Annotated in this window: 17 protein-coding genes; 12 read left to right on the top strand and 5 right to left on the bottom strand. The window is 64.9% G+C overall.

The features are described 5' to 3' along the window. The first annotated feature begins 266 nt into the window (after positions 1 to 266). Entirely contained in the window at positions 267 to 1475 is a 1209-nt protein-coding gene (locus G8O24_RS15395; RefSeq protein WP_188100611.1) for an MFS transporter, read from the top strand. A gap of 163 nt (positions 1476 to 1638) precedes the next feature. After that, positions 1639 to 3354 carry an N-acyl-D-amino-acid deacylase family protein gene (locus tag G8O24_RS15400; protein WP_188100613.1) on the top strand — a complete coding sequence of 572 codons (1716 nt, stop codon included), beginning with the start codon at positions 1639 to 1641 and terminating at the stop codon, positions 3352 to 3354. 103 nt (positions 3355 to 3457) lie between these two features. On the opposite strand, the gene G8O24_RS15405 is transcribed toward G8O24_RS15400, so the two are convergent. After that, positions 3458 to 4810 (bottom strand): MFS transporter, encoded by a 1353-nt coding sequence (locus G8O24_RS15405; RefSeq protein ID WP_188100615.1) that lies wholly within the window; start codon positions 4808 to 4810, stop codon positions 3458 to 3460. A gap of 142 nt (positions 4811 to 4952) precedes the next feature. Here G8O24_RS15405 and G8O24_RS15410 point away from each other — a divergent pair, with 142 nt between their 5' ends. From G8O24_RS15410 to G8O24_RS15420, 3 genes are read left to right on the top strand one after another with little or no spacing between them, the layout of a single operon-like run. After that, positions 4953 to 5606, top strand: a complete 654-nt coding sequence (locus tag G8O24_RS15410; protein ID WP_188100617.1) for an ABC transporter ATP-binding protein — start codon at positions 4953 to 4955, stop codon at positions 5604 to 5606. Continuing rightward, positions 5603 to 8065: an ABC transporter permease gene (locus G8O24_RS15415; protein ID WP_188100618.1), complete on the top strand. Its 2463-nt coding sequence runs from the start codon at positions 5603 to 5605 to the stop codon at positions 8063 to 8065. The genes G8O24_RS15410 and G8O24_RS15415 overlap by 4 nt, the downstream gene beginning before the upstream one ends. Continuing rightward, a complete protein-coding gene (locus G8O24_RS15420) occupies positions 8055 to 9137 on the top strand; it encodes a lipocalin-like domain-containing protein (RefSeq protein ID WP_188100620.1) in 1083 nt (360 codons plus the stop codon). The genes G8O24_RS15415 and G8O24_RS15420 overlap by 11 nt, the downstream gene beginning before the upstream one ends. Before the next feature lie 96 nt (positions 9138 to 9233). Here G8O24_RS15420 and G8O24_RS15425 read toward each other — a convergent pair whose 3' ends face one another. From G8O24_RS15425 to G8O24_RS15435, 3 genes are all read right to left on the bottom strand, one after another. Further along, on the bottom strand, positions 9234 to 10436 hold the full coding sequence (locus tag G8O24_RS15425) for an ABC transporter substrate-binding protein (RefSeq protein ID WP_188100622.1): 1203 nt from the start codon (positions 10434 to 10436) through the stop codon (positions 9234 to 9236). A 183-nt stretch (positions 10437 to 10619) separates the two neighbouring features. Further along, positions 10620 to 13784 (bottom strand): efflux RND transporter permease subunit, encoded by a 3165-nt coding sequence (locus G8O24_RS15430; RefSeq protein ID WP_188100623.1) that lies wholly within the window; start codon positions 13782 to 13784, stop codon positions 10620 to 10622. Then, complete coding sequence (locus G8O24_RS15435) at positions 13781 to 15010, bottom strand: efflux RND transporter periplasmic adaptor subunit (RefSeq protein WP_188100625.1); 1230 nt, start codon at positions 15008 to 15010, stop codon at positions 13781 to 13783. Before G8O24_RS15435 ends, G8O24_RS15430 begins: the two co-directional genes overlap by 4 nt. A 273-nt stretch (positions 15011 to 15283) precedes the next feature. On the opposite strand from G8O24_RS15435, the gene G8O24_RS15440 reads away from it, so the two are divergent. The 7 genes from G8O24_RS15440 (at position 15284) to G8O24_RS15470 (ending at position 23733) form a co-directional block, all read left to right on the top strand. Further along, a complete protein-coding gene (locus G8O24_RS15440; RefSeq protein ID WP_188100627.1) occupies positions 15284 to 16438 on the top strand; it encodes an iron-containing alcohol dehydrogenase in 1155 nt (384 codons plus the stop codon). 19 nt (positions 16439 to 16457) lie between these two features. Continuing rightward, positions 16458 to 18008 carry an AMP-binding protein gene (locus G8O24_RS15445; RefSeq protein WP_188100629.1) on the top strand — a complete coding sequence of 517 codons (1551 nt, stop codon included), beginning with the start codon at positions 16458 to 16460 and terminating at the stop codon, positions 18006 to 18008. A gap of 262 nt (positions 18009 to 18270) precedes the next feature. Continuing rightward, the gene (locus tag G8O24_RS15450) at positions 18271 to 19869 is read left to right on the top strand and encodes an ABC transporter substrate-binding protein (protein WP_188100631.1); all 1599 of its coding nucleotides are present in this window, start codon (positions 18271 to 18273) and stop codon (positions 19867 to 19869) included. 29 nt (positions 19870 to 19898) lie between these two features. After that, positions 19899 to 20846, top strand: coding sequence for an ABC transporter permease (locus G8O24_RS15455; protein ID WP_188100634.1), 948 nt, complete (start codon positions 19899 to 19901; stop codon positions 20844 to 20846). Positions 20847 to 20855: 9 nt separating this feature from the next. After that, the gene (locus G8O24_RS15460; RefSeq protein ID WP_188100635.1) at positions 20856 to 21749 is read left to right on the top strand and encodes an ABC transporter permease; all 894 of its coding nucleotides are present in this window, start codon (positions 20856 to 20858) and stop codon (positions 21747 to 21749) included. Then, on the top strand, positions 21749 to 22756 hold the full coding sequence (locus tag G8O24_RS15465; protein ID WP_188100637.1) for an ABC transporter ATP-binding protein: 1008 nt from the start codon (positions 21749 to 21751) through the stop codon (positions 22754 to 22756). The genes G8O24_RS15460 and G8O24_RS15465 overlap by 1 nt, the downstream gene beginning before the upstream one ends. Beyond that, positions 22753 to 23733 carry an ABC transporter ATP-binding protein gene (locus G8O24_RS15470; RefSeq protein ID WP_188100639.1) on the top strand — a complete coding sequence of 327 codons (981 nt, stop codon included), beginning with the start codon at positions 22753 to 22755 and terminating at the stop codon, positions 23731 to 23733. Before G8O24_RS15465 ends, G8O24_RS15470 begins: the two co-directional genes overlap by 4 nt. Here the strand turns inward: G8O24_RS15470 and G8O24_RS15475 are convergent. After that, the gene (locus tag G8O24_RS15475; protein WP_244645867.1) at positions 23705 to 24505 is read right to left on the bottom strand and encodes a hypothetical protein; all 801 of its coding nucleotides are present in this window, start codon (positions 24503 to 24505) and stop codon (positions 23705 to 23707) included. The genes G8O24_RS15470 and G8O24_RS15475 overlap by 29 nt on opposite strands. Positions 24506 to 24625: the final 120 nt, after the last annotated feature.

Genomic DNA, 24625 nt, shown 5'->3' on the forward strand with positions numbered 1-24625 from the left:
GGGCGGGGGAGAGGGGTGGCCCGGGAAAAGGTGTTCGTTGTCGCGAAGAAGATCTTTTGCGCGATCGATAGAATCCCCGTGTGGGCCCCTCTCCCTAACCCTCCCCCACAAGGGGGGGAGGGAGCGCAGTGTGCCTCACTGCGCGACCGAATAATCCCTCGCTCCTCACGCCCCCACCCGCACTACCTGCCATGCGCCGGCGTTCATGGACAAATAACCGCTGTGCCCGATAGTTTGCGCTTCCCTGGGAGTGAAACGGAACTGCGATGGTCGACGTTCTCGCCGCACCGCAACAAGGCAAGGCGGACAGCGCGCTGCGCACGCTGACCGGGATCTCGATCGCGCATTGGGTCAGCCATTTTCATCTGCTGGTCCTGCCGATGCTGTTCCCGTTCCTGAAAGTTCAGCTCGGCGTCGGCTATGTCGAGCTCGGCTTTGCGCTGACTGTGTCGGCCGTCGTCTCCGGCCTGACGCAGGCGCCGACCGGCTATCTGGTCGACCATTTTGGCGCGCGCAAGATCCTGCTTGGTGGACTGACGCTCGGCGGACTCGCGCTGATCATGCTCGGCCTGCATCTGAGCTACGCCTCGCTGATCGCCTGCGCCGTGCTGCTCGGCGTCGCCAACAGCGTCTATCATCCCGCCGACTACGCCATTCTCGCCGAGCACATGGACGAGGCGCGGATGGGCCGCGCGTTTTCTGTCCACACCTTCGCCGGCTATTTCGGCGGCGCCGTTGCACCGGCAATCGTCGCCGCGCTGATCACGGTCTCCGGCGGCGTCGGCGCGCTGCTCGCCTCGGGCGCGATCGGCGTGCTGGTGGTGCTGCTGCTGATCGTGATGGCCATTCCCGATGCCGGCGCGCACAAGGCCAAGCCCGGCAACGCGGATGCGCCGAAGCAGGCGGTGATCACGCCGGCGCTGATCACGCTGACCGCGCTGTTCATGCTGCTGAGTCTGTCGGTGGCCGGCATCAACAATTTCGGCGTGGTCGCGCTGATGAGCGGCTATGGCGCCACCTATTCCGTCGCCAATGTCGCGCTGACCGCATTCCTCGGCGCCAGCGCCGCCGGCGTGCTCGCGGGCGGCTTCCTCGCCGATCACACCGAGCGCCACGGCTATGTCGCCGCCGCCTGCTTCGCCGCCAATGCGGCCATCGTGCTGCTGATCGCGCTGGTGACGCTGCCCGGCTGGGCGCTCACCGCCACGATGGCCATCGCGGGCTTCCTCTCCGGCGTGATCGCGCCGTCGCGGGACATGCTGGTGCGCAATGCCGCGCCTCCGGGCGCGGCAGGTCGCGCCTTCGGCATCGTCTCCACCGGCTTCAATCTCGGCGGCATCGTCTCGCCGCTGCTGTTCGGCTGGATCATGGACCAGAGCGCGCCGCACTGGGTGTTCGGCGCTTCGGTGATCTTCATGGTCGCCACGGTGGTGCTGTCGCCGTTTACCGAGCGGAAGACGCAAGCCAGGGCTTGAGGCGCAGGTTAAGCTGTCGTCCCGGCGAAGGCCGGGACACATACTCACGAAGGTAGTCGTGGCGCGAGCTGGTCATTGCCAGTCTTCGCCAAACTAAGAGTTGTGGTTATGGGTCCCGGCCTTCGCCGGGACGACAAGAAACAACAAACCGGGAAGAAACACCATGAGCACCCCTGATCTCGTGATCCGCGGCGGCACTGTCGCGGACGGCAATGGCGGCGAGCTGTTCGAGGCCGACGTTGCCATCACCGGCGGCAAGATCAGCGAAGTGGGCAAGGTCGCAGCCAAAGGCGCCGAGGAGATCGATGCGCGCGGCAAGCTGGTGACGCCGGGCTTTGTCGACGTCCACACCCATTACGACGGACAGGTGACCTGGAGCCAGGACATCACGCCATCCTCGCAGAACGGCGTCACCACCGCGATCATGGGCAATTGCGGCGTCGGCTTTGCACCCTGCAAGCCTTCCGACCACGTCAGGCTGATCCAGCTGATGGAGGGGGTCGAGGACATTCCCGAGCCGGTGCTGAGCGCCGGCATTCCCTGGGCCTGGGAGAGCTTTCCCGACTACATGGACTGGCTGTCGAAGCGCGATTTCGACATCGATGTCGGCGCGCAGCTGCCGCACGCGGCGCTTCGGGTCTACGTCATGGGCGAGCGCGGCGCGCGCCGCGATCCCTCCACCGCCGAGGACAATGCGGCAATGGCAAAGCTGGCGGGCGAAGCGGTGCGATCCGGCGCGCTCGGCTTCTCGACCTCGCGCACGCTCAACCACCGCACCTCGACCGGCGATTTCACCCCGACCCTGAAGGCCGGCGAGGACGAGCTCACCGCAATTGCCGGCGCGATGCACAGCCAGGGCCGCAGCGTGCTGCAATTCGTGCTGGATCTCTCCACCATCCACGAAGACCTGCCGATGATGCTGCGGGTGGCCGACAGCACGAAGTGCCCGATCTCGTTCTCGATCACGCAGAACGACAGATCGCCCAATCGCTGGCGCCAGACGCTGGACGAGATCAACGCGGCGGCCAAGCGTGGACTCTCCATCACCGCGCAGATCGCGGCGCGTCCGGTCGGACTGTTGCTGGGACTCGAGCTGTCGCGCAATCCGTTCCAAACCCATCCGAGCTACAGGAGAATCGCGCATCTGCCGCTGCAAGAGCGGCTGGCGCAGCTGCGTCAGAGCGAGGTGCGCAAGGCGATCCTGAGCGAGACGGCGACGGCAACCGACGATCCGCTGTTCTTCCGTCCGAATTACGACAAGATGTTCCTGCTCGGCGATCCCCCCGATTACGAGCAGCCGCCGGAGAACGCGCTGGGTCCGCAGGCGCGCAGGCATGGACGCCAGCCGGAGGAACTCGCCTACGACGCGATGCTGTCGGACGAAGGCCGCGGCATGCTCTACGTGCCGTTCCTCAATTATTCCGACGGCAATCTGGATGCGACGCGCGAGATGCTGATCGACCCGCAATCGGTGCCGGGCCTGTCCGACGGCGGCGCGCATTGCGGCATCATCTGCGATGCCAGCTTCCCGACCTATCTGCTGACGCACTGGACGCGCGACCGCACGCGCGGCGAGAAGCTGTCGATCCCCTTCGTGGTCGCGGCGCAGTCACGCAAGACCGCGCTGTCGGTGGGGCTGACCGATCGCGGGCTCATTGCTCCCGGCTACAAGGCCGACGTCAACGTGATCGACTACGACCGGCTGCACCTGCATCCGCCGAAAGTGCATTACGACCTGCCGGTCGGCGGTCGCAGGCTGTTGCAGGATGTCGACGGCTATGACGCCACGATCGTGTCGGGCGTGGTGACGCGGCGGCAGGGCGAGGCCACGGGCCGCCGGCCGGGGAAGCTGATTCGCGGCGCGCAGGGGGTGAATTGAGGGGAGCCAGCATATGAGGCGCGAGGGCCGCGCCTCATTCTCGCTGTCGTCCCGGCGAAGGCCGGGGACGACGACTGCAGATGGAGCGGGCAGTTCGCCTCCCTCACGTCGGTGAGACCGCGCGCTTCAGCGCGGCGGCTTCGCGCGGGGCCGCACCCCGCGTCAGCCTCGCCTTTTCCGTGTTGGGCCAGAGCAGCAGCAGGCCGATGACGCCGGAGCCGATCATCACCAGCGCGTTGATGGTGAAGCCGGTCATGTAGCCGTCGAGCATGTTGCCGGCGCGCTGGATCACGGTGCCCATCACGTTCGGCGCAATGATGCCCGAGAGCGTGTAGAGCGCGCCGTAGATCGCGATGACGGCGCCGCGCTGCGATGCCGGCGTGAACTCGCCGAGCATCGGCGGGCAGACGACATAGATCGCACCGCACAGGCCCGAGCCGATCACGAGCAGCGCGATCTGCAGACCGGCGCCCGAGACGTGCGGCATCGACGCCAGGATCAGGCCGCCGATGATCAACGGCACCGAACCAAGCACGCCACGCGAGATGCGCGTGGTGTAGCCGCGCGCCATCATCACCTGCGAGATCCAGCCCGTCAGAATGACGATGGTGGCGCCGAACACCCAGGGCAGGATCGAGATGAAGCCGGCCTGCTGCTGCGAGAAGCCGAGACCCGTGACGATGAACGCGGTGAACCAGGTCAGCCCGAGCGAGAGCGCCCAATAGGCGCCGAAGGTGGCGATCACCGAGCCGAGGAAAGTGCGCGAGGTCAGAAGCTGGACATAGGGTATTTTCGGCTCATTGACAGCGAGCGCCTGGGTGTCCTCGAGCGGACCCTCCTGACCCAGCGCCAGCCAGGCACAAACCCAGATCAGGCCGACCACACCGAGCGCGCCGAAGGCGTAGTGCCAGGAATGATTGACGATGACCCAGTTCAGCGCCGGCACGGCCAGGATCACACCGAAGGCCGAGCCCTGCGACAGAATCGCGGTCGGCAGCGTGCGCTTCTCATCGGGGAACCATTTGTAGATCGCGTGCGCGGCGACCGAGAAAGCAGGTCCCTCGCCCGCCCCAAGCACGATGCGGCAGATCAATAGCGTCGTGAAGGAGACGGTCCCGACCATCGGAAACTGCGCCAGTGCCCAGATCACCGCCAGGGTCAGCAAGACGTAGCGAGTCGCCACCTTGTTGACGATGAAGCCGACCACGATGGCCGAGATCGAAAACAGGAAGAAGAAGGAGGATCCAAGCAGGCCGAATTGCGCAGGCTCGAGCTTCATGTCGGTCATGATCGGCACGCCGGCGAGGCCGACGACGATCTTGTCCGCGAAGTTGACGACCATGAAGAGAAAGAGGAGAAAAGTGACGGTCCAGGCGCCCTTCGGTGTTGCCTTGGGCGTTTCCTTTGAAGCCCCTGCCGTCTTGACTGCCGCGGACGGCGTTCCCTGAGCGCTCATCATTCTCCCCGTATGTTCCTTCGGCACTTCTGATTTGGCCGTCTCGGCAAGCTAACAACGGCTTGAACGGCAACGCAACCCCGGCATTTCCGCAGCAAGTGTGCTACGCAGCATCGAGTAAATTCCGTCCGGCGAATTGATCTTGCTGAGTATCCGAAATCTCTCGAAGACCTTCACCTCGGCCAGCGAGCCGGTCCATGTGCTGCGCGGGGTCGACCTCGACCTCAAGGCCGGCGAACGCGTCGCGCTGACAGGCGAATCCGGCAGCGGCAAGAGCACGCTGCTGCACCTGATCGCGGGGCTGGACGGCGCCGATGGCGGCTCGATCCGGCTGGGGGAGACCGAGATCACGGAGCTTGCGGACGCCGGCCGCGCCGCGCTGCGGCGCGACCGGATCGGCCTGGTGTTTCAGCAATTCAATTTGATCCCGAGCCTGTCGGTTGCCGACAACCTCGCCTTCCAGGCGCGCATCGCCGGCCGGCATGATGCGGCCTGGACCAAGGAGCTGGTCGAACGGCTCGGGCTCGGCGGCCTGCTCAAACGTTATCCAGAGCAATTATCAGGCGGCCAGCAGCAGCGGGTCGCGATCGGGCGGGCGCTGGCGACCAAGCCATCGCTGCTGCTCGCGGACGAGCCGACCGGCAACCTGGACGAGGCCACCGCCGACGACGTGCTGGCGCTGACGCGCGATCTCGTCGCACGCACCGGCTGCGGCTTCCTGATGGTGACGCACAGCCTGCATCTGGCCGGCACGCTCGACCGTCACATCGTCCTCCATGCGGGACGGATCGCATGAAGCGCGCGCTGTGGGTGCTCGCCGTGCTGCTGAGCCATTGGCGGCGACACCGGATGCAGTTCGCCACGCTGCTGATCGGGCTGATCGCCGCGACCGCGCTGTGGAGCGGGGTGCAGGCCATCAACCAGCAGGCCCGCACCGCCTATGACCGCGCGGCGGCGACGTTTGGCGGCGTGCGCACGGCCATGCTGGTCGCGCCCAATGCGGCGACCTTCCCGCAAGGCCTGTTCATCAAGCTGCGCCGCGCAGGCTGGCCGGTCTCCCCGATGCTGGAAGGCCGGGTCCAGATCAATGGGCGCGCGATGCGGCTGCTCGGCATCGAGCCGGTGACGCTGCCTGTCGATGTCGGCAATGCGCCGCGTCTCGGCGCGGCTGATCTCGCGAGCTTCATCGCCGCGCCCGGGCAGACGCTGGTGGCGCATGAGACGCTGGGCGATTTGCAGGACAGCGAAGGCGCGACGCCGTCGATCAGCAGCGGCGCAAAGCTGCCGCCGCTGCGTGTGCTGCCGCAGCTCGTGCCTGACGTGCTGGTAGTCGATATCGGCGTGGCGCAGCGTCTGCTGAACAAGCCGGATCAGGTCTCGCGCCTCCTGATCGGCAAGGCCAAGGGCAAGCCGGCGCCGCTCGCAAGCATCATTGGCGACCAATTGCAGCTGATAGAGCCGACCGCGGAGACCGAGCTGGAACAGCTGACCGACAGTTTCCATCTCAACCTCACCGCCTTCGGCCTGCTGTCGTTCTTCGTCGGCCTGTTCATCGTCAACTCGGCTGTCGGCCTTGCCTTCGAGCAGCGACTGCCGATGCTGCGCACCTTGCGCGCCTGCGGCGCCTCGGCGCGGCTGGTCAATACCGTGCTGGTGGTCGAGCTGGTGCCGCTGGCATTGGTGGCGGGCCTGATCGGGCTCGTCTGCGGCTATGTCATCGCAGCGGCGCTGTTGCCCGATGTGGCGGCGTCGTTGCGCGGGCTCTATGGCGCGCAGATTCCGGGACAGCTCTCCTTGCGTCCGGAGTGGTGGCTCGCCGGCATCGGCATCAGCGTTCTAGGTGCGATCGTGGCCGCCGCGACCAGCCTGATCAAGGCGATCAGGATGCCGGTGCTGGCGACGGCGCAGCCGCGGGCCTGGCAGCAGCGGCAGCGCCGCTGGCTGGTGCTGCAAAGCTGTGCGGCCTGCGCTGTGCTCGCGGTCGCACTGCTGCTGCTGCATTACGGCCAATCGCTGATCGCGGGATTTGGCGTGCTCGCCGCGCTGATGCTCGGAGCGGCGCTGATCCTGCCGGCGCTGCTCGAGATCCTCCTGCTCGCCGGCCAGCGACTTGCGCGCGGGCCGCTGGCGCTGTGGTTCTGGGCGGACAGCCGGCAACAGCTCTCGGGACTGTCGCTGGCGCTGATGGCGCTGCTGCTCGCGCTATCGGTCAATGTCGGCGTCTCGACCATGGTGGAAACGTTCAGCCGCACCTTCGTCGGCTGGCTCGATGGACGGCTCGCCGCCGACGTCTACATCAGTGCGGCCGACAATGCGCAAGCCATTGCGATCCGCGCCTGGCTGAAGGACCGTAGCGAGGTGCAGGCGATCCTGTCGGGCGGGCGCGCGGAGACGCAGGTTCAGGGCCAGCCGGTGGAATTACTCGGCCTGCCCGATCACGCGCTCTACCGCGAGCGCTGGCCGCTGTTGGAGACAGCGCCGCGCGCCTGGACGCAGCTGGTGCCTGGCAATGCCGCCTTCATCAGCGAGCAGCTCAGCCGCCGGCTCAACGTTCGCGTCGGCGACGTCATCGAGGTGCCGGCGCCCGGGGGGACCTGGGAGCTCGACATCGTCGGCATCTATGCCGATTACGGCAATCCCAAGGGACAGCTCGCGGTCAATGTCGCCGCACTGATGCGGCAGTTTCCGCAAACGCCGCAGACGCGTATTGGATTGATCGTCCCGCGCGACAAGATTCCTGGCCTGATCGCAGACTTGCAGAATCAGTTCGCGCTCGACGACCGCGCGGTGGCCGACCAGGCGACGGTGAAGGCGGAATCGGTCCGCATCTTCAACCGTACCTTCGCGGTGACCTCGGCGCTGAATGCGTTCACGCTCGGCGTCGCCGGCATTGCGTTGCTGACCAGTCTCCTGACGCTGGCGAATTCGCGCCTGCCGCAGCTCGCGCCGTTATGGGCAATCGGCCTCACCCGGCCGCGCCTGGCCGCGATCGAGCTGACCAAGACGCTGTCGGTGGCGCTGTTCACCTCGCTGCTGGCCGTGCCGCTCGGGCTGCTGGTGGCGTGGTGCCTGATTGCGATCGTCAACGTGAAGGCATTCGGCTGGCGGCTGCCGTTCCATGTATTTCCACTGCAGCTGGTCGAGCTGGTTGCGGTGGCGCTGATCGCCTCGCTGCTGGCCGCGCTGCTGCCGATGTTGCGGCTGGCGCGGATGCAGCCGGCAAATCTGGTCAAGGTGTTTGCCAATGAGCGCTGACCGGATTTCTCGGCGAACTTTCGCCGGCGGCATCGCCGCACTCGCGCTCGCGCGCCGCGCCGGCGCGCAAGGCTATGCCGGGCTCGGCGAGACCGCCGACGGCTTTGCGAATGTCACGCCCGGTAAGACATTCGCCTTCCCAGCCGACCATGGCCCGCACCCGGATTTTCGCATCGAATGGTGGTATCTGACGGCGAACCTCGTCGACAGCAGCGGCGCGGCCTGCGGACTGCAATGGACGCTGTTCCGCCAGGCCGCAAAACCGGGGCCTCAAGGCGTAGGCTGGGCCAATCAGCAGATCTGGATGGCACATGCCGCGGTGACGCGCGCCGACACCCACCGCTTCAATGAGCTGTTTTCGCGTGGCGGCATCGGGCAGGCCGGCGTCGAGGCGAAACCGTTTGCGGCGTGGATCGACGATTGGGAGATGAAGGGGTCCGAACGCACCGACGATCGCACCCTGTCGCCGGTGACGCTGAAGGCCTCAGGCACGGATTTCCGCTATTCGCTGACGCTGCAAGCCGATCGGCCGGCGGTCCTGCAGGGCGATGGCGGCTACAGCCGCAAGTCCGAGCGCGGCCAGGCGTCGTACTATTACAGCCAGCCGTTCTACCGCGCGCGCGGCATGCTCACCATCGACGATAGACAGGCCGAAGTCTCGGGCCAGGCCTGGATGGACCGGGAATGGAGCAGCCAGCCGCTCGACACTGATCAGACCGGCTGGGATTGGCTGTCGCTGCACCTGTCCTCCGGCGAAAAGCTGATGCTGTACCGGCTGCGCCAAAAGGACGGCAGGGGTTACCCGTTCGGCAACTGGATCGGCGCCGATGGGAGCACGCAGATGATTGCGGGGGCCGCTATCCAGATGAGTCCGAAGGCCACCGCGGACGTGGCGGGCCGCAAGCTGCCGGTGGAATGGCAGATCGCAATTCCGTCGCGCGCGTTTTCGATTGCCTGCAAGCCGCTCAATCCCAAGGCCTGGATGGGCACCGGCTTCTCCTATTGGGAAGGGCCGATCAGCTTCGCAGGCACGCATGACGGCGTTGGCTATCTCGAGCTGACTGGGTATTGAAGCGCAGCTACAATCACCGCGGTCGTCCCGGACAAGCGCGCCCCCAGGCGCGCGCCGATCCGGGACGACAGAGAGTTTGTCGCGCCAGCGTTAGCTTCACTTCGTCAGCGGGCAGCCGCTGTCCTTGGCGGAGAAGAAGGCCTTGTCGCCGGGGACGGTCGCGATCTCCTTGTAATAGTCCCACGGCTTCTTCGATTCGGCGGGCTTCTTGACCTCGAACAGATACATGTCGTGAACCATGCGGCCGTTGTCGAGCACCTTGCCCTTGGCGAAGGCATCGTCGACCGGCAGCTCCTTCAGCTTCTTGGCGACCGCCTCGCTGTCCTTGGTGCCGGCCGCCTTCACCGCCTTCAGATAGCTCAGCGTCGCCGAATAGGTGCCGGCGTGGATCATGCTCGGCATCCGCCCGGTGCGCTTGAAGAAGCGCTCGGAGAAGGCGCGCGTGGTGTCGTCGTGATCCCAATAGAAGCCTTCGGTCAGCACCAGGCCTTGCGCCGCCTGCAAGCCCAGACCATGCACCTCGGCGAGCGTCATCAGGAGGCCCGCAAGCTTCTGACCGCCGGAGACGATACCGAATTCGGCGGCCTGCTTGATCGAATTGGTGGTGTCCTGGCCGGCATTGGCAAGACCGACGATCTTCGCCTTCGAGCTCTGCGCCTGCAGCAGGAAGGAGGAGAAGTCCGAGGAATTCAGCGGCACGCGGACCGAGCCGAGCACCTTGCCGCCACTGGCGGTGACGATCTCGCTGGTGTCCTTTTCCAGCGCATAGCCGAACGCATAGTCAGCCGTGAGGAAGAACCAGCTGTCGCCGCCCGCCTTCGTCAACGCACCGCCAGTGCCGACCGCGAGTGCGTGCGTGTCGAACGCCCAGTGGAAGCCGTAAGGCGAGCATGCAGAACCGGTGATGCTCGACGTGGCCGCACCGACCACGATGTCGATCTTCTTCTTTTCCTTCGACAGATCCTGCACCGCGAGCGCCACCGACGACGTCGTCAGCTCGGTGATCATGTCGACATTGTCGGCATCATACCAGCGCCGTGCGATCGACGTGGCGAGATCGGGCTTGTTCTGGTGATCGGCGGTGATCATCTCGATCTTCTGGCCGAGCACCTCGCCGCCGAAATCCTCGATCGCCATCTTGGCCGCTTCGACCGAATATTTGCCGCCGTAATCGGCATAGACGCCGGACTGATCGTTGAGAATGCCGATCTTGACGCCTTGTCCCGTTGCTTGCGCGAAAGCGGGCGCGGCCAGCAACAGAGCGGACGTCGCGACAGCGGCCAAAAGTGCTGATTTCATCTGTTATCTCCCAGCATTGTTCTGTTTTGAAATCGCGCGGATACTAGTGAAGAAGATCGGCCGTGCCCATGGGTTTTGTGTTGGTCGTTAGTATGGGCAGCCGTTCGTCAAACAACCGCTGTCGTCCCGGCCTTCGCCGGACGACAGCGAGGGTGTGGATACGTTGGTGGTCATTGCCAAAAGCTAAGAAGCCACCATCGTCCCCTTCTCGTTCCGTCCCTCGGCCAGGTTCCGCACCACCACATAGAAGATCGGCGTGAACAGCAGGCCGAACAGCGTGACGCCGAGCATGCCGAAGAAGACGGCAACGCCGACGGCCTGGCGCATCTCGGAACCCGAGCCGGACGAAATCACCAGCGGCAGCACGCCGAGGATGAAGGCGAAAGAGGTCATCAGGATCGGCCGCAGGCGCAGGCGGCAGGCCTCGATCACGGCTTCCAGTCGCGGCTTGCCTTCCTTCTCGATGTCGCGCGCGAACTCGACGATCAGGATGGCGTTCTTCGCCGCGAGCCCCACCAGCACGACGAAGCCGATCTGGGTCAGGATGTTGACGTCCTGGCCCATGATGCGCACGCCGATGGTGGCAGCGAGCAGGCACATCGGCACGATCAGGATCACCGCAAAGGGCAAGGTCCAGCTGCCATATTGCGCGGCGAGCACGAGATAGACGAACAGCACGCAGATCGGAAACACGTAGAGGCCGGCATTGCCGCCGGTGACCTGCTGATAGGACAGATCCGTCCACTCGAAGGTGAAGCCGCTCGGCAAGGTGTCGTCGGCCAGCTTCTTGATGGCGTTGAGCGCGGTGGTCGAGCTCACGCCCGGCGCCGGCTCGCCCTGCAATTCGGATGCCGCATAGAGATTGTAGCGCGCGACGCGGTCAGGACCGGTGACATCCCTGAAGTCGACCACGCTGCCGAGCATCACCGTGTCGCCCGCGGCGTTGCGCGTGCGCAGGCGCGCAAGGTCGGCAGGTTCTTTCCGGAACGGGAAATCAGCCTGCGCGGTGACGTGATAGGTGCGGCCGAACAGGTTGAAGTCGTTGACATAGGTCGATCCGAAATAGGTCTGGATCGTGTCGTTGATGCTCGAGATGGGTACGCCGAGCTTCTGCGCCTTGGTGCGGTCGATGTCGACGAACAGCTGCGGCGTATTGGCCGAGAACGGCGAGAACACCGTGGGGGCAAGGAGCGCGGGCGATTTGCGCGCAGCGGCGACGAGCTCGTCGGTCGCGGACGCCAGCAGTTCCGGCCCGCGGCCCTGCCGATCCTGGATGCGGATGGTGAAGCCGCCACCGGTGCCGATGCCAGGCACGGCCGGTGGCGGAATCACGATGATGAAGGCGTCCTGGATCGCAGCGAGGCGTTTTCGGAGTTCGCCGGTGATCGCGTTGGCGGTCAGGCCCTTTTTCAGACGGACCTCGGGCTCGTCGAACACAGGGAAGAGCGCCGCCGCGTTGCCGGCCTGCGTTCGTGTCGCGCCGGAGAAGCCGGCAAAGGCGGCAACCCGGACGATGCCCGGCGTATCCAGCGAAATCCGTTCGATCTCCCGCACGACCTCAGTGGTTCGCGCCAGCGACGCCGCTCCCGGTAATTGCACCGAGATGATGACATAGCCGCGGTCCTGCGCCGGGATGAAACCCTGCGACGTCGTCCCGATCAGCCAGCCTGCGCTGCCGATCAGCACGACATAGATCAGCAGCATCACCACCGCGTGTCGGATCACGAAATTGGCGAGAGCAGCGTAGCCATGCGAGAGCCGGTCGAACAGGCGGTTGAAGGCCCCCGTGAAGGCGTTCCAGCCCCGCGCGAGCAGATTCCAGGCAGCGGGCGGCCGCTTTTCCTCATGTGGGGTGAGGATCTGCGAAGCCAGCGCCGGCGACAGCGTCAACGAGCAGAAGCAGGAGATCGCGGTCGCAACCGCAATCGTGACCGCGAATTGCTGGAAGAATTGCCCGGAGATACCGCCCAGGAATGCCGTCGGCACGAACACCGCGCACAGCACAAGCGCGATCGAGACCAGCGCGCCGCCGACCTCCTCCATGGTCTTCAGCGCCGCATCCCGGCGGCTGAGACCATGCTCGAGATGCCGTTCGACATTCTCGACCACGACGATGGCGTCGTCGACCACGATGCCGACCGCAAGCACGAGCCCGAACAAAGTGAGATTGTTGATGGAGAAGCCGAGTGCCGCCATCACCGCGAAGGTGCCCACCAATGACACCGGGATCGCGATGATGGGAATGATCGCCGGCCGCCACCCTTGCAGGAACACCAGCACGACGACGACGACAAGCAGCATGGCTTCGTAGATCGTCTTGATCAGCTCGTGGACGGACTGTGCGATGAACTCGGTCGGGTTGTAGCCGATGTTGAAGTCGAGGCCCTTTGGAAAGCTTTCCTTCAGCTTCGCCATGGTGTCCGAGATGCTCTTTGCCGTCGCAAGCGCGTTGGATCCCGGTCGCTGCGTCACCAGCATGGCGACCGCGGATTTGCGCAGCAGGAAGCTGTTGGTCGAATAGGCGAGCGCACCGAGCTCGATGCGCGCGACGTCGCGCAGGCGCACCGTGCGGCCGTCGGAGCCGGCCTTGATCAGGATGTCCTCGAACTGCTTCTGGTCTTTTAGTCGCCCCGTGAACACAAGGTTCGGCTGGAAGGCGCGGTCGGCAATCGGCGGTTCGGCAATCTGGCCGCCGGCGATCTGCACGTTCTGAGCGCGGATCGCGGCCAGCACCTCGGTCGAGGTCAGGCCGAGATTGGCAATACGATCAGGATCGAGCCAGAGCCGCATCGAATAGTCGCGCGCGCCAAACATCTGGATGTCGCCGACGCCGTCGATGCGCAGCAGCTGGTCGCGAACCTGCAGCAGCGCGTAGTTGGAGATGTAGAGCTGGTCGAAGGTGTCGTCGGGCGACAGCATGAACACGACCATCAGGATGTCGGGCGAGTTCTTGCGGGTGACGACGCCGTTGCGCTGCACCTCGTCCGGCAGCTGCGGCTGCGCGATGGCGACGCGGTTCTGCACCAGCACCTGCGCCTTGTCGAGGTCGGTGCCGAGCTTGAAGGTGACGGTGATGGTGAGCTGGCCGTTCGAGGTCGCCTGGCTGTAGAGATAGAGCATGTCCTCGACGCCGTTGATCTGCTGCTCGATCGGAGCAGCCACGGTGTCGGACACGGTCTGGGCAGAGGCGCCCGGATATTGCGTGGTGACGACCACGGTCGGCGGCACCACTTGCGGATATTCGGAGATCGGCAGCGTCGAATAAGCGAGCGCACCGACGATCAGGAGCACGATCGACAGCACCATCGCGAGGATGGGCTGGTTGATGGACAGGCGGCCAAGATTCATGACTTGTCACCAGCCTTCGCACCGGTCTTGGCACCGGCCGGCGCCTGAGCGGGAGACGGGGCGACCTTGGCGCCGACACGGGCGCGCTGGATGCCGTTGACGATGACGCGGTCCTCGGCCTTCAGCCCTTCGCGGATGACGCGGAGGCCGTCGTCGAGCGGCCCGAGCACCACGGGTCGTGCCTCGACGGTGTCGTCGGGCTTCACCACGAACACGATCTTGCGCGACTGGTCGGTGGCGACCGCGACGTCGGGGATCAGCAGCGCCTCATAAGGCGCGCTGCCGATCAGGCGGACGCGGCCGAACTGGCCGGGCAAGATGGAAAGATCGGTGTTCTTGACCACGGCGCGGCTGCGCAGCGTGCCGGTGGAGACATCGAGGCGGTTGTCGAGGAAGTTGACCGAGCCCTCATGCGATGGCTTGGTCTCGCCGGCGAGCGTCACCTGCACGGGGTTCGCGGTGTCGCGCGAACTTGGGCGTTTTCCCTCGAACCACAGCTTGCTGTATTTGATGAAGGTCGTCTCATCCATGTCGAAATAGATGTAGATCGGATCGAGCGAGACGATCGAGGTCAGCAAGGTCGAGGTGCCGGTGTCGCTGCCCTGCACGAGGTTGCCGGGGCTGACGAGATGGCGGCTGACGCGGCCGGTGAGCGGCGCGGTGACATGGGTGAACTCGATGTTGAGCCGGGCGGCCTTCAATGCGCCCTCGGCCTGGGTCTCCGCGGCGTGCGCGGCCTGGAGGGCCTGGCGTCGCTGATCGACGACCTGTTCGGAGACGGCGCTGGTCTGGACCAGGTTCAGGCCGCGGTCGAGCTCGCGCTTGGCGAGCTCCACCTTGGCGCGGGCATCGGAGAGCTGGCCGTCCGCTTGCTCGGCCACCGCCTCGAACGGACGTGGATCCATGACATAGAGCAGATCGCCCTGATGTACGATCGCGCCGTCCTGGAACTCGACGGAGTTGACGAAGCCACCGACGCGCGGGCGCACCTGCACCTCTTCGACCGCCTCGAAGCGACCGGTGTACTCGTCCCAGTCGGTGACGGTGCGCTTCACCGGCTCGGCAACGGTCACAGGCGGGGGCGGCGGCGCGGCCGCTTGCGAGCTCGGCTGTCCGCAACCGCTGAGCGCAAAGGCCGCGGCAAGAAGACCGACGATGGCGTAGGGCCTGATCTGAACGAAATCGTGCGTTTTGGCAAATTGCTCGCTTCCGTCCGATCCACTCATCCCAGGTCCTCGCATGAAAGCCACTGAAAAATGCAGGGTACGCCCGTACCCGCGGGCGGCACAAGATGGGTGGCCATGATGAACTCTTCAAGACGTGCACTTGCGCAAAGCTCGGCTGGATATCCTAGCCTGATGGCGGGTTGACACACGCTCCCTCTCCCCGCTTGCCGGAAGAGGGAGAACAACAGCCAGCGTCTTCACACATGACGAAGGCTGACAGCTCGGCTAGATTAGCCCTTGCAAAACAAGACGAATTGTCCCGGGAGGACAGACGTGCATCAGGGGCGTGTCGTTTACGGCGCGATCGAGGAGGTCGTGTTCGGCCATCCGGCGGCTGGGGCCATCGTCGCGCAAATGGACCGGCTGGGAGCCCGCCGCGCCTTCCTGATGGTATCAGGAACTCTGAATCGCCAGACCAACGAGATCGCAAAAATCCGAGACGCGCTGGGACCGCGCTGCGCCGGGCTGTTCGATGCGATGCCGGCACACACGCCGCGGGAGGCAGTGATCGCGGCCACCAATGCCGCGCGCGATGCCGGCGCTGACTTGATCGTCACCGTGGGCGGCGGTTCGATCACCGACGGCGCCAAGGCGGTGCAGCTCTGTCTTGCCAACGGCATCGATACGATCGACGGCATCAACCGCATCCGCGTGCACAAGGGCGTCGCACCCGAGATGACCGCACCGACCGTGCGGCAGATCAGCGTGCCGACCACGATTGCCGGCGGCGAGTTCTCCTCGATTGCCGGCGTCACCGACCGCAGCACGCATGTGAAGCAGATGCTGCGGCATCCGCTTGCCGTGCCGCGTGCGACCATTCTCGATCCAGCCATCACCGTGCACACGCCGCAATGGCTGTTTCTGTCGACCGGCATCCGCGCCATCGACCATTGCGTCGAGGCGATCTGCTCGCACGAGACCCACCCCTACGCCGACGCGCAGTCGGTGAAGGGCCTTGCCATGCTCGCCGACGCGTTGCCACGCGTGAAGGCGGATCCTGCCGATCTCGATGCGCGGATGGACGCCCAGATCGGCACCTGGCTGTCGATGGGCGCACTCGCGGCCGGCGTGCCGATGGGCGCGAGCCATGGCATCGGCTACGTGCTGGGCGCAGCCTTCGACGTGCCGCACGGCTACACCTCCTGCATCATGCTGCCGGCGGTGATGCGCTGGAATGCGAGCGCCAATGCCGAACGGCAGATGATCGTTGCCGCCGCGATGGGGTTTCCCGGCCACGACGCCGCCGACGTGCTCGACGCCTTCATCCGCGCGCTCGGCATGCCGCGCAGCCTCACCGAGATGCGCATCTCGCCCGAGCATTTCGACGCCATCGCCGAGCAGGCGATGCGCACCAACTGGATCCCCCGCAATCCGCGCAAGATCGAGACTGCTGCGCAGGTGCGCGAGATCCTTGCTCTCGCCGCATGACATTTAGCCCGGAGGACTGATGTACCCAGGTCTGCATGCCCGCCTGCGCCCACTGCAACCCGCCTTCATCATGGCCGCGACGGGCGAGGCCGTTACCTATCGCGAGCTGGACGCACGCAGCAATCGCCTTGCCCATCTGTTCCGCCGGCACGGATTGAAGCGGCTCGATCACTATTCGATCTTCATGGAGAACAATGCCCGCTACCTCGAAGCCTGTGCCGCGGGCGAGCGGTCGGGGCTGTATTACACCTGCATCAATTCCTTCCTGACGCCGGGCGAACTCGCCTATCTCCTCGTCAACAGCCAGTCGAAGATTCTGATCACCTCGGTGGCAAAACTCGACATCGCACGCGAGGCGATCCAGGCCTGCCCCGACATCAAGCTCTGCATCGTCGCCGACGGCCCCGGCGAGAGCGACCGGATCGTCGGGCTCGCGGATGTCACCGCCGACCTGCCGAAGACGCCGATTGCGGATGAATGGCTTGGCACCGCGATGCTCTATTCATCCGGAACGACGGGACGGCCAAAAGGAATCCTGCGGCCACTGCCGGAAGAGCCGCCGAAGCACAATCTGCCGCTGTTCGACTTCCTGACCAAGCTTTGGCACTACCGCGAAGGCATGGTCTATCTGTCGCCGGCCCCGCTCTATCACTCGGCGCCACAGGCCGCGGTCAATCTCACGATCCGTATGGGTGGGACCGTGATCATCATGGAGCATTTCGATCCGGAGCGTTACCTCCAACTCGTCGAGCAATGGGGCATCACCCACAGCCAGCTGGTGCCGACGATGTTCTCGCGGATGCTGAAGCTGCCGGAGGAGGTGCGCAAGCGCTACGACCTCTCCTCGCTCGAGATCGCGATCCATGCCGCAGCGCCTTGCCCGGCGCTGGTCAAGGACGACATCATCAAATGGTGGGGACCGATCGTCCACGAATATTACGGCGCCACCGAAGGGCTCGGCTTCACCGCGTGCAACAGCGAGGAATGGCTGAGCCACCGCGGCACCGTCGGCAAGGTGCTGCTCGGCGATCTCCATATTCTCGATGAGAACATGCGGGAATGCCCGACCGGCACGCCCGGCCAGGTCTGGTTCAAGACGGGCTCGCCATTCGAATATTTCAACGACCCGGAGAAGACGCGCGAGGCGCGCTCGGCCGACGGCAGCATGAGCACGGTCGGCGATGTCGGCTATGTCGACGAGGATCGCTTCCTCTATCTCACTGACCGCGCCACCTTCATGATCATCTCCGGCGGCGTGAACATCTATCCGCAGGAATGCGAGAATTTGCTGATCACCCATCCGAAGGTCGCCGACGCCGCGGTGTTCGGCGTACCCAATGCCGATCTCGGCGAGGAGGTGAAGGCGGTGGTGCAGCCAATGCCAGGCGTGGTGCCGGGGCCCGCGCTTGCCGAGGAGCTGATTGCCTTCTGCAGCCAATCGTTGTCGCGGCAGAAGGTGCCGCGCTCGGTGGATTTCGAGAAGGAGTTGCCGCGGCTGCCGACGGGGAAACTCTACAAGCGGCTGCTAAGGGACCGGTACTGGGGCAACAAGACGTCAAGGATCGTGTGAGGACGAGCCTGCAAACTGCGCTGTCGTCCCGGCGAAGGCCGGATTTGCGGACGCAGCTACGCGCGCCACGCGCAAAGGAACTGCGCGTTCGCACCTGCACTCTCTCGTTGTGAACATGCAAGGCTCCTGCGGCGTTACGTCATCCAAATTACCAAGGCCCCAAAGAGCTTTGGCCGGTTGCCTCCGTCCACACGCCTCGGCTATCGTCGCATCAAACAGGCCGTAAAGGGCCCAAGAGACTAATGTCCGGGGAGGACCGAGGATGTGGAGCGTGCGGGCGCTTGCCGCAACGGCGGCGCTATCTTTGCTGGCGTTTTCGACGACGACCTTCGCGAGCGAACCGAAACAGGGCGGGATCCTGCGGATGTATCACCGCGACAGCCCCGGCAACGCGTCGATCCACGAAGGCGCGACTTACTCGCTCAATGTTCCCTTCATGCCGGTCTTCAACAACCTCGTCATCTACAAGCAGGACGAGGCGCAGAACACGATGGACAATATCGTGCCGGAACTCGCGGAGAGCTGGGCGTGGGTCAATGACAACAAGACGCTGACCTTCAAGCTGCGTCAGGGCGTGAAATGGCACGACGGCAAGCCGTTCACCTCCGCCGATGTGAAGTGCACCTTCGACATGCTGATGGGCAAGTCGCAGCAAAAGTTCCGGCAGAACCCGCGCAAGGCCTGGTACGAGCAGGTCAACGATGTCGCCACCAACGGCGACTTCGAGGTCTCGTTCAACCTGAAGCGACCGCAGCCGTCGCTGCTGGCGCTGCTGGCCTCGGGTTACACGCCGGTCTACCCCTGTCACGTCTCGCCCGGCGACATGCGCACGCATCCGATCGGCACCGGGCCGTTCAAGTTCGTCGAGTTCAGGGCCAATGAATCCATCAAGCTGACCCGCAATACCGACTACTGGCGCAAGGGGCGGCCCTATCTCGACGGCATCGAATTCACCATCATTCCGAACCGCTCGACCGCGATCCTTGCTTTCGTGGCCGGCAATTTCGACATGACCTTCCCGACCGAAGTGAGCATTCCGCTGCTCAAGGACGTGAAATCGCAAGCGCCGAATGCGATCTGCGAGGTCGAGCCGAACAACGTCTCGACCAACATCATCGTCAACTCCTCCGCGCCCCCCTTCGACAATATCGACATCCGCAAGGCGATGGCACTGGCGCTGGACCGCAAGGCGTTCATCTCGATCATGTTCGAGGGCCAGGGCGATGTCGGCGGCACCATGCTGCCGCCGCCAAACGGGCTGTGGGGCATGCCCAAGGAGATGCTGCAGACCATTCCGGGCTACGGTCCGGACGTCAACGCCAACCGCGAGGAAGCCAAGAAGCTGATGCAGAAAGCGGGCTACGGTCCGGAGAAGCACCTCGCAGTCAAGGTCTCGACCCGCAATATTCCGGTCTACCGCGATCCCGCCGTCATCCTGATCGACCAGCTCAAGAGCATCTATATCGACGGCGAGCTCGACGTGGTCGAGACCGCCAACTGGTTCCCGAAGATCGCGCGCAAAGACTACATGCTTGGGCTCAACCTGACCGGCAACGCGGTCGACGATCCCGATCAGTCCTTCTACGAGAACTATTCCTGCGGGTCCGAGCGCAATTACACCAATTACTGCAACAAGGAGATCGAGAAGCTGTTCGATGTGCAGTCGCAGGAGACCGACATCGCAAAACGCAAGAAGCTGGTGTGGGACATCGACAAGAAGCTGCAGGAGGACGTTGCCCGCCCGATCATCTTCCACGCGCGCACCGGCACCTGCTGGCAGCCCTATGTCAAGGGCGTGACGGTCATGACCAACAGCTCCTATAACGGGTACCGGTACGAAGACGTCTGGATGGACAAGTAGCGCGCGAACGGTTCTGCGGAGGGCGGAGGATGTTTGCCTATCTGGTGCGACGCCTGCTCCTGATGCTCGTGACCCTGTTCGGGATCTCGGTCGTCATCTTCTTCCTGTTGCGCATCGTACCCGGCAACATCGTCGACATCCTGTTCGCCGCGGCCGGCTATGTCGATCCCGCCGACAAGGTCGATCTGGAGAAGCAGCTCGGCATCGACCAGCCGCTGGTGGTGCAATATCTGCACTGGATCGGCGGCTTGCTGCATGGTGACCTCGGCTATTCCTATGTCTCGGAAAAGCCGGCGCTGCAGGAGATCCTGCCGCGTATCCCGATCACCGCGCGGCTCGCAGGCCTCGCACTGCTGTTCTCGGCCTCGATCGGCATTCCGCTCGGCGTCATCAGCGCGGTCAAGCAGGGCTCGCGGATCGACTACGCCTTGCGTGTGGTGAGCCTGAGCGGATTGTCGCTGCCCTCGTTCTGGCTTGGCCTGCTGGTTCTGACCGCCTCCGTCGCCATGTTTGGGCAGATGCCGATCTTCAACGCCAATCCGCGGAGTTTCGGCGAGGCATTCGCGACCTATTGCATTCCGGCGATGGTGGTCGGCTTCCGCAGCTCGGCGCTGACCATGCGCATCACGCGCTCATCGATGCTCGAGGTGCTGCGGCAGGACTATATCCGGACCGCCCGCGCCAAGGGCGCATCGGATGCGGCGGTGAACTATCATCATGCGCTGAAGAACGCGATTCTGCCCGTCATCACCGTGATCGGCATCGAGGCTGCCTTCCTGATCGGCGGCCTCATCGTCACCGAGACCGTGTTCAACATCCCTGGCGTCGCCCGCTTCCTGGTCGAGGCGATCCGCTGGCGGGATTATCCGATCGTGCAGAACCTCGTGATGTTCATCGCGGTCGTCGTGGTGTTCGCGAATTTCACCGTCGACATGCTGTACGCGGTGTTCGACCCGCGCATTCGCTACACGGATTAGGAGATCAGCTTGGCCGCGATCGACTTCGACGTTGAACTGAGGCGGGCTGGCGCGCATGCCACCGGCGGCTGGCGGCGCATGCTGTTCATGGCCCAGCGCCATGTGCTCGGCGCGGCAGGGCTGATCATCATGACGCTGTTCGTGCTAACAGCCGTCTTCGCCGACTTCATCGCGCGCTACGATCCTCTCACGGTCGATGCCGCACGCGCTCTGGCGCGTCCGAGCTGGGCGCATTGGATGGGGACGGACTCCTTCGGCCGCGACGTCTTCAGCCGCATCATCCATGGAGCGCGGATCTCGCTCGCGGTCGGCATCGGCTCGACCGCACTCGGCGGCACGATCGGCGTGTTCGTCGGGCTGACATCCGGCTATCTCTCCGGCTGGGTCGATCTCATCTTCCAGCGCGTCTCAGACATCTTGCAGGCGCTGCCGCTGCTGGTGCTGGCGCTGATCATGACGGCTGCCCTCGGCCCATCGCTGCCGAATGTCATTCTCGCCATTGCCATTCCGCTGATCCCGACGGTGTCGCGCGTCACCCGCGCCAACACGCTGGCGCTGCGCGAGCAGCCGTTCGTGGAGGCAGCGAAGTCGATCGGCATGAGCGAGGTGCGGATCGCGCTGCGGCACGTGCTGCCGAACACGCTGGCGCCGCTGATCGTGCTTGCGACCGCCCAGCTCGGCTCGACCATCCTGACCGAAGCCTCGCTCTCCTTCCTCGGCCTCGGCATTCCCGAGCCCTATCCGTCCTGGGGCCGCATGCTGTCGGAATCCGCCGCCGAATATGTCCGCACCGCGCCGTGGCTGGTGATCTTCCCGGGCATTGCGATCAGCCTCGCGGTGTTCGGCGCCAACCTGTTCGGCGACGCGCTGCGCGACATCCTCGATCCCCGGCAGCGCGGCTGATGGCTGATAGATCCGATCTCGTGCTCGACGTGAAGAACCTGAAGACGGTGTTTTTCACCAATTCCGGCCTGTTCAAGGCCGTCGACGACCTCTCTTTTACCGTGAAGCGCGGCGAGACGCTGGCGATCGTCGGCGAGTCCGGCTGCGGCAAGAGCGTCACCGCGCTGTCCTTGATGCGCTTGGTGCCCGACCCGCCCGGCCGTATCGTCGATGGCTCCGTCTTGCTGGAAGGCACCGATCTCTTGGCGCTGAATGAGACCGAGATGCGCAAGATCCGGGGCAATCGCATCTCCATGATCTTCCAGGAGCCGATGACATCGCTCAATCCTGTGATCCGGATCGGCGATCAGATCATCGAGGCGGTGCGGCTGCACCGGAATCTATCCAGCAGGGAAGCGAAGGACATCGCGGTCGAGATGCTGCGGCTGGTGCGCATCCCCGAGCCGGCGCGGCGGGCGAAGGAGTATCCGCATCAGCTCTCCGGCGGCATGCGCCAGCGCGCGATGATTGCGATGGCGCTGGCGTGCCGGCCGGCGCTGCTGATCGCGGACGAGCCGACCACGGCACTCGACGTCACAATCCAGGCGCAGATTCTGGCGCTGATCCTCGATCTGCAGAAGGAGCTCGGCACCGGGCTCGTGCTGATCACGCACGATCTCGGCGTCGTCGCGCAAGCCGCACAGCGCGTCATCGTGATGTATGCGGGACGGAAGGTCGAGGAAGCCGGTGTCGAAGCGCTGTTTGCCGCGCCGAGGCATCCCTATACGCGCGGGCTGATGGCCTCGATTCCCGCCGTGCCCGCGCCAGGCGTTGCCGCGCCGGCGCGGCTCAACGAAATTCCCGGCACCGTGCCGTCGCTGGTGCGGCTGCCGAAGGGCTGCGCCTTCGCGCCGCGTTGCCCGCTCGCGGTCAAGCGCTGCGAGGCCGAATATCCGCCGCTGACCGATTGGGGCGGGGGGCATCTCGCCGCCTGCTGGCGCGCGGCTGACGTGGCGGAGGTGGCATGAGCAAGATGCTGCTCGAAGTCACCGACCTTAGGAAGCATTACCCGGTACGGGCCGGCGTGCTGCGCCGGCAGGTCGGCACCGTGCACTCGGTCGACGGCGTCTCGTTCTCCCTTGGTGCCGGCGAAACGCTCGGCCTTGTCGGCGAATCCGGCTGCGGTAAATCGACCGTGGCGCGCAGCGTGCTACGGCTGGTCGAGCCGACCTCGGGCCAGATTCGCCTGGATGGAGAAGACATCACGCATCTGTCCAAGACGGCGCTGCGGCCGCATCGCCGTTCGATGCAGATCGTCTTCCAAGACCCGTTCGCCTCGCTCAATCCGCGCATGACCGCGGGCGATATCGTCGGCGAACCAATCGCGGTCCACGGGCTCGCGACCGGTCAGGCGCTGGAGGCGCGCGTCGCACAGCTGTTCGAGCAGGTCGGCCTTCGCCCCGACCAGATGCGCAACTTCCCGCATCAATTCTCCGGCGGCCAGCGCCAACGCATCTGCATTGCGCGGGCGCTCGCGCTCGAGCCGCGGCTGATTGTCTGCGATGAGCCGGTCTCGGCACTCGACGTCTCAATCCAGGCGCAGGTCATCAATCTCTTGATCGACCTGCAGAAGCAGCACGGCTTCTCCTATCTCTTCATCGCCCACGACCTCGCCGTGGTCGCCCATATCAGCCACCGTGTCGCAGTGATGTATCTCGGCCGCATCGTCGAGATCGCGGGCAAGGACGAGTTGTTCCGCAATCCCAGGCATCCCTACACGCAGGCCCTGCTCGCCTCGGTGCCGATCGCCAATCCGCTGGCGAAGAAGCTCGCGCCGCTTGTGGACGGCGACGTGCCGAGTCCCGTCAACCCGCCGCGCGGCTGTGCGTTTCATACGCGCTGCCGATTTGCGATGGAGCGGTGCAGGACGGAGCGCCCGGTGCTGAAGGGTAACGAGCACCAGGTCGCGTGCTTGCTCAATGAGGGAACTGGGCGGGGCCAATAGGCCGCAGCGCCCGGATCACCGGCCAGGCCGCCAGCGCGGCGGCAAGATGCTTGAGCGTGTGACCCGAGACAAGGTGCCCCGTCACTTCGAATATGGTCACATCGCCCAGTTCGAACAGCTTGGCCATCACATAGAAGACGATCACGCCGCCGAGCGGCACACCGACCGCGCCCGGCCGCGGCCGTATCGACGCCAATCCCACCGCCAGCGCCATGCCGCCATACTGCACGACCGCCCATGGCGTGAGATTCTCGCGTGCCACCCAGGCCGCGAGCAGGCCTGCAACCATCATCAGCACCAGCATGGCCTCGCCGGCGCGCACGCTGATGCGCTCGCTGGCTGCGATGCCAAGGAAGCCCGCGAACGCCACCGCCATGCCGAGACGGTCGGCGATGAGCCGTTGCGGCATATCGGGGGCGAGATGATAGAAGCCTGAGCCCAGGCAGGTGAGGATCAGTCCCACGAAGAACCAGCTCGTACCCACCGGCGCATCATGGCGCCCGCGCAGCCGCTCCGAGCCCCAGACGCCCATCGCGAGGAAGGCGAGGTTGCTCAGCACATCGCCAGCGTTGGGGATGCCCAGCCAAGCGCGCATGTCGACGAAGTGCGGGATGTGCCACGCCGCGGCGGGCAGCACGGGGGCGAAACAAGCCGCCAGCGCGAGGACCGAGAGCGCGGCGAGCAGGTATTTTTCGCGGACAGTCAGCACGGGCCGACTGGGCATCGACAGCGGCAGGGCATCAGTCGCTTGGGCTTGGTCAGACGGGCGCATGCAGGCCTCCGGATTGAACATTGTTCAATATTAGTAGAGCGAAATTGAACTTTGTTCAATAGCCATTGCACACGCGCCTATTATGAACCTATCTCATTGATATTGTTTATATTTATGAGT

The organism is Bradyrhizobium campsiandrae (genome assembly GCF_014529705.1).
Taxonomy (GTDB): Bacteria; Pseudomonadota; Alphaproteobacteria; order Rhizobiales; family Xanthobacteraceae; genus Bradyrhizobium; species Bradyrhizobium campsiandrae.